Here is a 12,558-nt window from a genome sequence, read left to right as displayed (position 1 = left end):
TCAGCCCTTGGTGGTGAACGCCTTGGCGGCCACGGCCGGGAGGAAGCTGTGCGCTTCCGGGATGTGGGCGGCGCTGACGCGGCGGCGGAAGACCCAGTAGGTCCAGGCCTGGTACGCGATCACCAGGGGAAGGCCAAAGGCTGCGACGATGCTCATCAAGCCCAGGGTGTAATCCGAGGAGGAGGCGTTGGAGATGGTCAGGTCAAAGGCGCTGTCCAGCGTGGAAGGGAGCACGACGGGAAACACGGCCCCGAAGATGGCGGCGGTGCCCAGCAGCAGGAAGGCGCCCAATGCCAGGAACGCCCGGCCCTCCGAGCCCTTCCGGGCCAGCAGCCAGGCCGTTACGGCAGCACCTACGGCGAGCACGACGGCGGCCCAGGTCCAGGGCTTGCCGTCCATGAACTGGATGGCAAGGGCCCATGCTGCGATCGGCAGCAGCAGGACAGGCAGGAGCCGCACGAACCACTGGCGCGCACGGTGCCGCACGTCGCCGTCGGTCTTCAGTGCCAGGAACGCCAGGGCGTGCAGCAGGCAGAATCCCACCACGGCCGCACCGCCCAGCAGGGCGTAGCCGCTGAACCAGGCCATGGGGCCGCCTTCCCGGTCGCCGTTGGCGTTCAGCGGCAGGCCGGTGGTGGTCAGGGCCAGGGCGGCACCCACGCCGAAGGCCGCGAAAAAGGAACCCAGGGCAATAGCCCAGTCCCAGCGGTTCCGCCAGCTGTCGGTATCCACCTTGCCGCGGTATTCGAAGGCCACGGCACGGAAGATCAGGGCCAGCAGGACCACCAGCAGCGGCAGGTAAAGCGCGGAGAACAGGGAGGCGTACCAGAGCGGGAAGGCCGCAAAGGTTGCCCCGCCGGCGGTCAGGAGCCACACCTCGTTGCCGTCCCACACAGGTCCGACGGTGTTCAGGAGCACCCGGCGTTCAGTGTTGTTGCGGGCGAAGATCTTCATCAGCATCCCGACGCCGAGGTCGAAGCCCTCCAGAAAGAGGTAGCCGGTCCACAGCACCGCAATGGCGATGAACCAGATGGTGGGAAGCAGTTCCATTGTTCGTTTCCTCTGCTCTTTGGAACCTGTTGGGTCCGGTGCGGCTAGTAGGCGAAGGCCAGGACGTCGTCGGCAGCCTTGGCTTCGCCGGTGCCGCCGGGGCCCGGGGTCCGGTCCTCATTCTCGTCAGCCGGTGCGTGGGCAAGTTCGGGCATTGCGGAGACCACGCCGCCGCGGATGTACTTCACCAGCAGTTTCACTTCCACCACCAGCAGGACGGCGTAGACGGCGGTCAGCGCCACCAGGGACGTGATCAGCTCGCCCGCGGAGACCCCAGGTGAAACGGCGGCAGCGGTGAACATAAACACCTGGTCGATGCCGCTGGGGTCAGGGTTGGGGGCCACGACGAACGGCTGGCGGCCCATCTCGGTGAAGATCCAGCCGGCGGCGTTGGCTCCGAAGGGTGCCAGGATGCCGAACACTGCCAGCCGCATGAGCCAGCGGGATTCCGGCACCGTCCCCTTGCGGGTAATCCAGAGTGCCACCAGCGCAGCCAGGGCGGCGAGGCCACCGAAGCCGATCATCATCCGGAATCCCCAGTATGTGACTTCCATGACGGGTACGTACTGGATCTCCTGGCCGGCACGGTCCCCGTAGATCGGGTTGCCGGGCAGGTTGGTTCCGTATTTCTCCTGGTACTCGGGCAGCAGGCTGTTGACGCCCTTCACCTCGGTGGTGAAGTCACCCTTGGCAAGGAAGGAGAGGATGCCGGGGACCTCGATCACTGCCACGACGTCGTCGCAGTTCTTCGAACCCACGTTGCCCACGCTCAGGACGGAGAAGCCCGTGCCGTCGTGGCAGGCGGCTTCAGCGGCGGCCATCTTCATGGGCTGCTGCTGGAACATGAGCTTGCCCTGCAGGTCACCGGTGACGGCGGTGCCGGCAAAGGAGATCATGGCCACCACGGCACCGATTCGCAGGGACCGGATCCACACCTTATAGTCGGCCCGGTCGCGGCCGGGGATGCGGGCGTCCTCACCGGGGATGGCCCGGCCGTCGGCACCCACGGTGTCGACGCCGTCGTGCCGCCTCCGCCACAGGTGGTACCAGGCGATGCCAAGGAGGAAGCCGCCGGCCACGGCGAGGGCGCCGAACAGGGTGTGCGGGACGGCCACGAGGGCAGTGTTGTTGGTGAACACGGCCCAGGCATCGGTCATGACGGGACGGCCGTTCACCATTTCCACGCCCACCGGGTGCTGCATCCAGCTGTTGGCCACGATGATGAAGTAGGCAGAGAGGGCTGAGCCGATGACGGCCACCCAGAGGCAGGCCAGGTGGATGGCCGGCTTGAGCTGTTTCCAGCCGAAGATCCACAGGCCCAGGAAGGTGGACTCGACGAAGAAGGCCAGGAGGGCCTCCAGTGCCAGCGGGGCGCCGAAGACATCGCCCACGAACCGGCTGTACTCGCTCCACGCCATGCCGAACTGGAACTCCTGCACGATGCCCGTGGCGACGCCCATGATGAAGTTAATGAGGAACAGCTTCCCCCAGAACTTGGTCATCCGCAGGTACTCCGGCTTGCCGGTGCGGTACCACGCGGTCTGGATCACGGCTACCACCAGGCCCAGGCCGATGGTCAGCGGCACCATCATGAAGTGGTAGACGGTGGTGATACCGAATTGCCAGCGTGCGATTTCCAAGGCGTCCATGGCAGTCCCTACTGTTAGCAGTGCAGTTTTCTACGCTTCGTAGAACTGTAACTTCTACACAGTGTAGAACATTGTTGGTGGCTGCAAAAAACCTTCCACCCTCCCCCTAGGATGGCGTGTCCCGGCCCGCCGCGCCAGATGTTCTACCATATGTAGAAAGAAGCAGGTTTTCGGGGTAAATTTAGTTCTGTAGTTGAACAACCGCGTGACGTCACCGGCGCAGCGAAAGCGCATGGTGCGGGGATATAAAGGAAAAGTGAAATGGCTAGTCTTGGTGAACTGGAACGGGCGGTCATGGACCTGCTCTGGGCGGGCCAGGAAGCGGCTACGGCCAACACCCTGAGGGACCGGCTGGCGCGCTCGTCGGCAACACAGGGCGGGCCGGGCCACGAGGGCAAGGAACTGGCCGTCACGACCGTACTTACCGTGCTTTCCCGCCTGGAAAAGAAAGGGCTGGTGGAACGCGAACGCGGCACCCGCCCGCACCGCTACCAGGCGGTGTCCAGCCGTGCCGACCACACTGCCGAACTCATGCACGAGGTCCTCGGGTCAGCCCCTGACCGCGAGGCAGTCCTCGCCCGCTTCATAGGATCGGTCTCCGAAGGTGAAGCCGCTACGCTGCGCAAACTGCTTGGCCACCTTTAGCAGACCATGTTCTGGGCCTCGTACCTGCTGGCGGTCCTTGCGATAGTCCTTGCTTGGCCGGTGCCGATCCTCCTGTCGAGGGCACAATGGCCGGCCAGGTCGCCGTTCACGGCGATGCTGCTCTGGCAGGCGATCGCCCTTGCAGGTGGCCTGTCCATGATCGGCGCCATGCTGGTATATGGCCTGGAGCCGATTGGCGACAACCTGGTGGCCGGCCTCCGGGCCCTCGCCGGCATGGTGCTTTTGGGCGCTCCCACCACCGCACTGGGGTTCTGGCACATCTTCGCCCTGTCCGCCGCGGCCCTGCTGACCGCGCACCTGGTTTTCACCCTGCTGCTCACGTACTACAAGATCCAGCGGCAGCGGCGGCGGCACCGTGAACTCCTGGCCCTGTTGGCCTCACCGTCCGGGCAGGACACCGGAACGCTGGTCATCAGCCACGACTCCCCGGTGGCGTACTGCCTGCCGGGCGGGGCCCGATCAGTGACCGTCCTGTCGGACGGCCTGATGGCCGCCCTTGAGCCTGCCGAACTCCGCGCCGTCCTCATCCACGAGAACGCCCACCTGAGCCAACGGCACCACCTGCTGCTCTGGGCTTTTGCCGCCTGGCGGCAGGCGCTGCCCTGGCTGCCCACCACCCGGCTTGCCCAGGAATCGGTCAATTCACTCATCGAGATGCTGGCCGACGACGTCGCCCTCCGGACCGAAAGCAAGGCGACCCTGATCAAGGCCATCGCGATCGTAGCCAGCGGCTCGGCGGCGAATTCCGGCGCTGGTGACATCCGGCCGTCCTCACCCAGCCTGGCGTTGTCCGGGCTGGAGGCGGCCTCGGTGGGACCGGGCTCGGACACGGTCCGGACTGCGGCCTCCAGGGTCAGCCGCCTGCTGACACCGCAACCCCCACTGCCGGCCGCCGCCCGAAGTGCCGTCCTGGCCGGCTGCATCCTGCTGCTCGCACTGCCAACCGCTTTGCTCGTGGTTCCGGGTCTGCTCGGCTGACCTCCCGCCGTCGCACGCTGGTGGGCCTGTCAAAACCGGGGCAGCCTCAGGCGTCGATGCGCTCCCGGTCCAGGCTGGACGCTCCGGCGATAATGAAGTCCTTGCGCGGGGACACATCCGAACCCATCAGGAGGTCGAAGATCTCCTCAGCCTGCTGGGCGTTTTCGATGCCCACCTTCCGAAGGGTCCGGTGGCGCGGGTCCATGGTGGTCTCGGCCAGCTGCTCGGCGTCCATCTCCCCCAGCCCCTTGTACCGCTGGATCGGTTCCTTGTACCGCTTCCCCTCCTTGGCCAGGCGCGCCAGCAGCACGTGAAGCTCGGCTTCGGAGTAGGTGTAGATCATCTCGTTGGCCTTCTGGCCGGCATTGATGACCTCCACCCGGTGCAGCGGGGGTACCGCGGCGAAGACCCGGCCTTCAAGGATCATGGGCCGCATGTAACGGAAGAAGAGGGTCAGCAGCAAGGTCCGGATGTGGGCGCCGTCCACGTCGGCGTCCGTCATGAGGATGACTTTCCCGTACCGGGCGGCGCTGATGTCGAAGCTGCGTCCGGAGCCGGCGCCCACCACCTGGATAAGGGCTGCGCATTCGGCGTTGGAGAGCATATCCCCCACCGATGCCTTCTGGACGTTCAGGATCTTGCCGCGGATGGGCAACAGGGCCTGGAAATCGGACGAGCGCGCCAGCTTGGCGGTGCCGAGGGCCGAGTCGCCTTCCACGATGAACAGTTCGGAGCGTTCGACGTCGTCCGTGCGGCAGTCAGCGAGCTTGGTGGGCATCGAGGAGGTTTCCAGGGCGTTCTTGCGCCGCTGTGTCTCCTTGTGCACGCGGGCCGAGATGCGGGATTTCATCTCGTTGACGATTTTTTCCAGCAGCAGGGCCGACTGTGCTTTGTCGTTCCGGTTGCTGGAGGTGAGCTTGGCGGTAATCTCCCGCTCCACCACCCGCGCCACGATGGCGCGGACGGCGCTGGTGCCCAGGATTTCCTTGGTCTGGCCCTCGAATTGCGGCTCGGCGAGGCGGACGGTCAGGACTGCGGTCAGGCCGGCGAAGATGTCGTCCTTGTCGATCTTGTCGTTGCCGGCCTTGAGCTTGCGGGCGTTGGTTTCCACGGCTTTGCGGAATGTCTTGACCAGGGCTTGCTCGAAGCCGGACTGGTGGGTGCCGCCTTTCGGGGTGGCAATGATGTTCACGAAGCTGCGTACGGCGCTGTCGTAGCCGATGCCCCAGCGCAGCGCCACATCCACTTCGCAGTCCCTCTCGACCTCAGCCAGCTGGCTGTGGCCCCGTTCGTCCAGGACAGGGACGGTTTCCTTGAACTTGCCGGAACCGTGCAGCCGCCACACATCGGTGACGGCGGGATCGGCGGCCAGGAATTCGACGAACTCCGAGATGCCGCCGTCGTGGTGGAAGACCTCCTCGTGCGGGCCTGCCTCCCCGGGTGTTCCCGGAAGCTTGCGTTCGTCGCGCACGGTGAGCTTGAGCCCCGGGACCAGGAACGAGGTCTGCCGGGCACGGGCTGCGAGGTCCTCGTAGGAAAACTTCGCGTCCGGGGTGAAGATCTGCCTGTCCGCCCAATAGCGGATCCTGGTCCCCGTGACCCCGCGCTTGGCCTTGCCCGTGACATCCAGGACAGAGTCGTTGACGAACGGCGTGAACGGCGCTGCCGGATCCGGCTTGGACCCGGTGTCCTTGAACCGGCCGGGTTCGCCGCGGCGGAATGACATCCGGTACGTCTTCCCGCCTCGGTCCACCTCAACGTCCAGGCGTGAGGAGAGGGCGTTGACCACTGACGCGCCAACACCATGGAGGCCGCCGGACGCGGTGTAGGACCCGCCGCCGAACTTACCGCCGGCGTGCAGCTTGGTAAAGACCACTTCGACGCCGGTGAGTCCCGTCTTCGGCTCTTTGTCGATGGGAATGCCGCGGCCGTCGTCGTGGATTTCGACGGAGTTGTCCGCATGCAGGATGATGCGGATGTCGTGGCCGAAGCCGGCCAGGGCCTCGTCCACCGAGTTGTCGATGATCTCCCAGAGGCAATGCATGAGGCCGCGCGAGTCGGTTGAGCCGATGTACATGCCCGGGCGCTTGCGGACAGCTTCCAGCCCTTCCAGGACGGAGAGGTGCCGGGCGGTGTACTCAGAGCTTGGTGCCACTGGTGATGAACTCCTTCAGGGACGCGGGAGCGGTACGGGAACCGCTCCCTCTAGGGTAGTCGGCGGCAGCGACGGGAGCCTGCTGCCACACCCGCCGGCCGCTGTGCGCCGCGCCACGGGCAGGGTCCCGGCAGTCGGTGGGACATTCTTGACCCAACCTTGCGGATACGCGCACAGCGAACTTGCCCCATCCTTGCGATGGATTGGATACGAATGCTGGTTATATAGATGTACTGATCTACTAAGGAGGCCGACATGACAACAGCAGTGGCAGACCGCACGCTCAACGCACTGGACCGGTGCGACCGTTGCGGAGCTCAGGCATATGTCCGGGTTGTACTCGAGTCCTCCGGCGGTGAGCTGCTGTTCTGCGGCCACCACGCCCGTGCAGTGGAGGCAACGCTTAAGCCGTTGAGCTCCGACTGGCACGACGAGACGGGAAAGCTTCACGAGAAGGCTGCCGTCGAAATCGACTAGATGAGGCATCGGTAACAACGAACCCGGTGGGACCTGTCCGAATGGATGGGTCCCACCGGTGTTTAACCATCGTCACGGGGAAGCCCACGGATAAAGCGCCGGGCTTAAACGGCCGGGCCGCCCCGAGCCCACCGCAGGGTGGCGTCGGGGCGGCCCGTTCGTTGCGCCGCAGACTTAGTCGAGGTAGTCGCGCAGCACCTGCGACCGCGAGGGGTGGCGGAGCTTGGACATCGTCTTCGATTCGATCTGGCGGATCCGCTCGCGGGTGACGCCGTAGACCTTCCCGATTTCGTCTAAAGTCTTCGGCTGTCCGTCGGTGAGGCCGAACCGCATTGCCACGACGCCTGCTTCGCGCTCGGAGAGGGTATCCAGCACCGAGTGCAGCTGCTCCTGCAACAGGGTGAAGCTCACGGCGTCGGCGGGGACCACCGCCTCGGAGTCCTCAATCAGGTCGCCGAACTCGGAATCGCCATCCTCACCCAGGGGGGTGTGCAGCGAGATCGGTTCGCGGCCGTACTTCTGGACCTCGACAACCTTTTCCGGGGTCATGTCCAGTTCCAGTGCCAGTTCCTCGGGCGTGGGTTCGCGGCCGAGGTCCTGCAGCATCTGGCGCTGGACGCGTGCAAGCTTGTTGATGACTTCAACCATGTGCACAGGGATACGGATGGTACGGGCCTGGTCAGCCATGGCACGGGTGATCGCCTGCCGGATCCACCAGGTGGCGTACGTGGAGAACTTGAAGCCCTTGGTGTAGTCGAACTTCTCCACGGCGCGGATCAAGCCCAGGTTGCCTTCCTGGATGAGGTCCAGGAAGAGCATGCCGCGGCCGGTGTAGCGCTTGGCCAGGGAAACCACCAGGCGGAGGTTGGCCTCCAGGAGGTGGTTCTTGGCGCGCTTGCCGTCGTGGATGATGAATTCGAGTTCGCGCTTGTACTTGGGGTCCATGGTGTCCCCGTCGGCAGCGATCTTTTCTTCGGCGAACAGGCCGGCCTCGATGCGGAGGGCCAGGTCGACTTCCTGCTCGGCGTTGAGCAGTGCCACCTTGCCGATCTGCTTCAGGTAGTCCTTGACGGGGTCCGCAGTGGCGCCGGCGGACATGACCTGCTGGACCGGGGCGTCGTCGTCGTCCGCGTCGGAGTAGACAAAGCCCTTGCCGCTGCCGGCGGCACCCTTGACGGGATCGGCGTCGGCGTCCTCAGCCGCGTCGGGGCCCTCGAGGACGATTTCATCGATGTCCTCTTCGACCTCCTCGACGTCGTCCGGGTCAACGTCCCCGGCGGCGGACTTTCCAGCAGCCTCTGCTGCAGCCTTGGCGCCGGGCTTGGGCCCGCGCTTCTTCGGCTCGCGCTTGCCGTCCGTTGCAGCCTCACCGGACGAAGCCTTGTTGGCTGCCCGCGTAGCTGCCCGCTTGGCGTTGGTCGCGGCCTGCTTCTCCTCTGGGGACAAGACGTCCTGGGCGGCGGAATCCTTCTTCGTGGAAGACGGGGTCACAGAAAACCTTTCTAGCGGTGGTCTGTGGAATCGCCATACGGGCAACACCACTATGACCCTGTCAAGTCCGTGATGAAAACCAAGCGCCACCACGGCCGGCAGAGTCACTTAAGACAACTCCCGGAGCGGCTGTAATGTTCCCTTGCGGGCACGGTTACAAGCACTCGATACACGGACCCAACCGGGTCTCGGCATCCATTGTCTCATGATTTGGCCGAATCCGGCCTCTCAGGCCGCCATCCGTTACCACCGCAGCACCTCCGGCGCCCCTGACCGGAGCGCCCTGCGACCACCAGACCCTGGCGTCAGCCCACACGTCCACCGCCTGGCCCCCTGGGATCCGGGCCAAATTTCTGCCAGGCAGCTTCCTTCCGCGCCGCCCAGCCGCAGAGCGCACCGCGGGCGACAATGTCCAGCAACAATTCCGCCAGCCGGTACCCGGGCTCAAGCTGGAGCGCCTCGCCCAGGTGGGCGGCCGCGTACGATCCCCGGCCGCGGCACCAGGCGACCCATCCCCTGCCGGTTAGGGCTGCAGCCCCCGCCCGGCCGCCCGGCCCTGCCAGTTGTTCGAGGATGCAGTCCAGCATGTCCAAGGCATCCCAGTGAGGCACCTCCGGCGCCGCTCCCATCAGGATCTCGCCGTAGCCTGCAACAGTAGATCCGGCCGGGTTCAACCGACCCGGCCGGGTTTCCCGGTCAAACCGTGCGGGCGCTGGTGCGGCCCCGAGACCCGATTTCCGCAACCGCGGCGATGTGCCCCTCCATTCCACCGGCCGGAACGTCGGCGGGAACACGGCGGAGTCGCCGGGGGCGTCCGGATCATTGATGTCGTCGAGGACGCCGAAGTGCTCCGCCCCCGCCACCGCAGCGTTCCTGCCCGCCGCCGCCATGACCAGGATGGCATCTCGCCAGGTCGGCACGACGATCGTGGCGCGAAGGAATGCATCGCGCTCAGCGTCTGGCAGCCACGGCGCCCTTGCCGGCCGGCCCAGGAGCCGTTCCCAGATATCGAGCACGGTGCCGAACTGGGCCCTGCTCCGGGTCCGCCCGGCCAGATCCTCCATCCAGCTGTCCTCCCGCGCAAGGACGGAAGCCACATACGGGGCCGGAAGCGTCGGCCCGGGCGCAGTGCCGGTTTTCGGCGCTGCCCCAACGCTGCTGCCCCGGTAGACCATCTCGGCATTCAGCATGCTGTCCCTGATCTGCTGGACCGGGCGGCCGGGCAGTGGGCAACACAAAGTGTCCCCGCACAGGGCGTCCCGCCAATACTCGTCGCCCACGAACCATGCGTCACGGACAGGCATGCCCGCCTGGTCCAGGACAGCCTGCACTGCGCGGACCAGTTGGTCATAGGCGGTGGGCGGCGCCGCCGCGGCGTCGGTGGTGAAGATGGCCAGCAGCGAGCCGTCGGCCTCGCGGTCCGACTGCAGGTAGCGGCGGACGGCGCGCGCGAACGCCGTCGGGTCCACCTGTGTTTCCAGGCCGGGAAGGTCAAGCCGCAGCGTGGCTCCCAGCGTGGTGCCGCGCAGGGTCATGGCCACGAGGCTCGATGCCGGCCAGTATCCCAACGAATGCGGGATAAAGCCGAGGATGTCTTCGGGACCGCGCACTGTCAATCGTTCCGGAGCTGTCATGGCTCCAGCATTCGCCCCCGGCGGCGCGGCGCGCAGTGGGCAGTGCAGCTATGTGGGAAACCTGCCCGGTGGAGGACCAGTGGTGCCAGGCCTGCGCCCTTAGTCGTCGGTGGTTGACGGCTGCCGGCGGCGTGCCAGGCTCTCGCGGCGCTGCCGCGCCAGGGCGCTGCGCAGGGGCGGAACGACGATTCCCTGCGCCGCCATCTGCCGGCGCACCTTCCGCCGGGAGGCAACAATCGCGGCCGAACCAACCGCCAGCAGCAGGAACTGGACGCTTAGGGCCAGCCGGAACGGGTCAAGGCCGTAGAGGACGCCCTGCGAGAACCCGGTGGCGTAGAGCAGGTCCAGCACCAGGCCGATCAGGAAGATGGACACCAGGGCGGCAATGAAACCGCCAACGTTGACGATGCCGGTGGCCGTCCCGATCCGGTGCGCGGGGTTGAAAGTACGCGCGAAGTCAAAACCGATCATCGAACCCGGGCCGCCGATGGCAAGGACAACCACCAGCATTGCCAGCAGCCACAGCGGAGCCCGGCCGGGCAACAACAGCACCGCCGCCCAGGCGGCGGCCGTGAAACCGGCAATGAGCAGGACCATGGTGGAGCGGCGGAGCGGGTGGCGGGAAACGAAGCGGCCAATGAAGGGGCCAACCGCCATGGCGGCGGCAACATACAGCGCCATCAGGGCTGCAACGGTCCCGGCATCCAGGCCCTGGCCGGAGATCAGGAACGGGTAGCCCCAGGTCATGGCGAACACGGTGCCGCTGAACTGGATGGTGAAGTGGCTCCACATTCCCAGCCTGGTACCGGGCTGGCGCCAGGCGCGCGCCAGCGAGACGCCGGTGGCTTTCAGCCCTTGCCGGGCCTCCGGGCGTTCGGTGCCCGGCGGAACGTCCTGCAGCAGCAGGATGACCAGCACGACGGCGAGGGCTGACATCCCGGCCAGCATGAGGAAGGCGGGGGTCCATCCCGAGAGGTGCAGGACGAGCGCGAAGGGAAGGACACTGAACAGCTGCCCCAGTTGGCCGGACATGCCGGTCAGCTGGGTCACCAAGGGGACGCGGGCCGGGGCAAACCACAGCGGGATGAGCCGGATCACGGAGATGAAGGTCATGGCATCGCCGGCGCCCACCAGCACGCGCCCAAGGACCCCGCCTGGGATGCTCTCGGCAAAGGCAAGCTGCAACTGGCCCAGCCCCATCAGCACGGCGCCGCCGGCGATCATGGCCCGGGAGCCGAACCTGTCAACCAGCAATCCGACGGGGATCTGCAAACCGGCATAGACCAGCAATTGCAGGACCGTGAAAAAGGATATGGCGGAGGCCGAGGCATGGAAGCGCTCGGTGGCCTCAAGGCCCACCACCCCAAAGGAGGTGCGTTGCGCCACGGCCACCAAGTACCCAAAAATTCCAACGGTCCAAATCAGCCAGGCGCGGGGAGCAGTCACATGTTCATTATGCCCGGCCCCGGCAGGCTCCCCTGAAGCCGTGACGCGCCGCTACTGCCTTGGATTCTCCCTGGCAAGGTACGCCTCGACGGCGGCACCGAGGTCATCGGCGTCGGGAAGCTCGTCATTTTCGTTGGCCAGGAGCGAGCGCCGCACCATGCCGTCGGCCTTCTCGTCGTAGCGCGTTTCGAGGCGGGCCACCACCTGCTGGACTTCCTCGGACGCCTCGATCTGTTCGGCGATCTGGCGGCTGACGTCGCGGCCCGACTCACGCAGCCTGTCGGTAGGCAGCATGAGCGACGTCGCAGCACCCAGGTATTCGAGGCCGGCGACGGCGGCCGTGGGGTACTCGGCCTCCGCGAGGTAGTGCGGCACGTGGATGACGTAGCCCGCTACGTTGCGTCCTGCTTCGACGAGGCGCAGCTCCAGGATGTGGCCGACGGCGGCGGGAACTTCCACCGTGGGCTTCCACACCGAAATGCCTTCAATCAACTCAGGCCGGTTTCCATGCACGGTGACACCCACGGGACGGGTGTGCGGTACGGGCATGGGGATCGAGTGGATCCACGTGACCAGGTTGACATCGAGTTTCTCCACGATGTTGACCACGGCGCGGGCGAACCGCTCCCACTGCAGGTCGGGTTCGAATCCAGCCAGGAGGAGGAACGGTTTCCCGAGGCCGTCGACGAGGCGGTAAAGGGCCAGCCGGGGCTCCTGGTAGTCCTGGATATGGTCTTCCACGAAGCTCAGGTGCGGACGGCGGGACCGGTAGTCGATCAGCTGGTCTGCGTCGAAGACCGCAACCGGCTGGGCATCAAGGGTGTCCAGCAGCTCGGCGTTGATCTGCTTCACCACGTGGCCGGCGTCGGCGAAACCGGTGAATCCCATGACCAGGTTCAGCCCCTGCAGCCCGGGGCTGTGGAACAGCTCGATGTTGCTGGCGTAGAGCGCGTCGGGGTCCAGCAGGGAGCCGGAAATCCGTTCAAGCACGGCGTGTTCCTTTCAGGGGTTC

At 66.1% G+C, this 12,558-nt stretch carries 10 protein-coding genes; 3 read left to right on the top strand and 7 right to left on the bottom strand.

Annotated elements, in window-relative coordinates:
- Positions 1-1,050, bottom strand: coding sequence for a cytochrome d ubiquinol oxidase subunit II (cydB, locus tag ACFVVC_RS03285; RefSeq protein WP_387449146.1), 1,050 nt, complete (start codon positions 1,048-1,050; stop codon positions 1-3).
- 44 nt (positions 1,051-1,094) lie between these two features.
- On the bottom strand, positions 1,095-2,699 hold the full coding sequence (locus ACFVVC_RS03280; RefSeq protein WP_387449144.1) for a cytochrome ubiquinol oxidase subunit I: 1,605 nt from the start codon (positions 2,697-2,699) through the stop codon (positions 1,095-1,097).
- Positions 2,700-2,960: 261 nt separating this feature from the next.
- Here ACFVVC_RS03280 and ACFVVC_RS03275 point away from each other — a divergent pair, with 261 nt between their 5' ends.
- Positions 2,961-3,344, top strand: coding sequence for a BlaI/MecI/CopY family transcriptional regulator (locus tag ACFVVC_RS03275; RefSeq protein ID WP_387449141.1), 384 nt, complete (start codon positions 2,961-2,963; stop codon positions 3,342-3,344).
- A 6-nt stretch (positions 3,345-3,350) separates the two neighbouring features.
- The gene (locus ACFVVC_RS03270) at positions 3,351-4,343 is read left to right on the top strand and encodes a M56 family metallopeptidase (protein WP_387449138.1); all 993 of its coding nucleotides are present in this window, start codon (positions 3,351-3,353) and stop codon (positions 4,341-4,343) included.
- Positions 4,344-4,389: 46 nt separating this feature from the next.
- On the opposite strand, the gene ACFVVC_RS03265 is transcribed toward ACFVVC_RS03270, so the two are convergent.
- The gene (locus tag ACFVVC_RS03265) at positions 4,390-6,498 is read right to left on the bottom strand and encodes a type IIA DNA topoisomerase subunit B (protein WP_387449135.1); all 2,109 of its coding nucleotides are present in this window, start codon (positions 6,496-6,498) and stop codon (positions 4,390-4,392) included.
- A gap of 255 nt (positions 6,499-6,753) precedes the next feature.
- Here ACFVVC_RS03265 and ACFVVC_RS03260 point away from each other — a divergent pair, with 255 nt between their 5' ends.
- Positions 6,754-6,975 carry a hypothetical protein gene (locus ACFVVC_RS03260; protein WP_013600696.1) on the top strand — a complete coding sequence of 74 codons (222 nt, stop codon included), beginning with the start codon at positions 6,754-6,756 and terminating at the stop codon, positions 6,973-6,975.
- A 174-nt stretch (positions 6,976-7,149) separates the two neighbouring features.
- On the opposite strand, the gene ACFVVC_RS03255 is transcribed toward ACFVVC_RS03260, so the two are convergent.
- The 4 genes from ACFVVC_RS03255 to ACFVVC_RS03240 all read right to left on the bottom strand — a co-directional run bounded on the left by ACFVVC_RS03255 (position 7,150) and on the right by ACFVVC_RS03240 (position 12,536).
- The gene (locus ACFVVC_RS03255) at positions 7,150-8,466 is read right to left on the bottom strand and encodes an RNA polymerase sigma factor (protein WP_387449131.1); all 1,317 of its coding nucleotides are present in this window, start codon (positions 8,464-8,466) and stop codon (positions 7,150-7,152) included.
- A 305-nt stretch (positions 8,467-8,771) separates the two neighbouring features.
- The gene (locus tag ACFVVC_RS03250) at positions 8,772-10,100 is read right to left on the bottom strand and encodes a DUF4192 family protein (protein WP_387449128.1); all 1,329 of its coding nucleotides are present in this window, start codon (positions 10,098-10,100) and stop codon (positions 8,772-8,774) included.
- Between the two features lie 99 nt (positions 10,101-10,199).
- Entirely contained in the window at positions 10,200-11,546 is a 1,347-nt protein-coding gene (locus ACFVVC_RS03245) for a nitrate/nitrite transporter (RefSeq protein WP_387449125.1), read from the bottom strand.
- Between the two features lie 51 nt (positions 11,547-11,597).
- A complete protein-coding gene (locus tag ACFVVC_RS03240; RefSeq protein ID WP_387449123.1) occupies positions 11,598-12,536 on the bottom strand; it encodes a proteasome assembly chaperone family protein in 939 nt (312 codons plus the stop codon).
- Positions 12,537-12,558: the final 22 nt, after the last annotated feature.

It is taken from the genome of Pseudarthrobacter sp. NPDC058196 (genome assembly GCF_042882685.1).
Taxonomy (GTDB): Bacteria; Actinomycetota; Actinomycetes; order Actinomycetales; family Micrococcaceae; genus Arthrobacter.
Note: the sequence above shows the minus strand (reverse complement) of the source record. Positions and strands in the feature narration are given on the sequence as shown.

Excerpts from the sequence above, each read along its gene's own strand:
- cydB (WP_387449146.1), bottom strand. The coding sequence starts at position 1,050 with ATGGAACTGCTTCCCACCATCTGGTTCATCGCCATTGCGGTGCTGTGG.
- ACFVVC_RS03280 (WP_387449144.1), bottom strand. The coding sequence starts at position 2,699 with ATGGACGCCTTGGAAATCGCACGCTGGCAATTCGGTATCACCACCGTC.
- ACFVVC_RS03275 (WP_387449141.1), top strand. The coding sequence starts at position 2,961 with ATGGCTAGTCTTGGTGAACTGGAACGGGCGGTCATGGACCTGCTCTGG.
- ACFVVC_RS03270 (WP_387449138.1), top strand. The coding sequence starts at position 3,351 with ATGTTCTGGGCCTCGTACCTGCTGGCGGTCCTTGCGATAGTCCTTGCT.
- ACFVVC_RS03260 (WP_013600696.1), top strand. The coding sequence starts at position 6,754 with ATGACAACAGCAGTGGCAGACCGCACGCTCAACGCACTGGACCGGTGC.
- ACFVVC_RS03250 (WP_387449128.1), bottom strand. The coding sequence starts at position 10,100 with ATGACAGCTCCGGAACGATTGACAGTGCGCGGTCCCGAAGACATCCTC.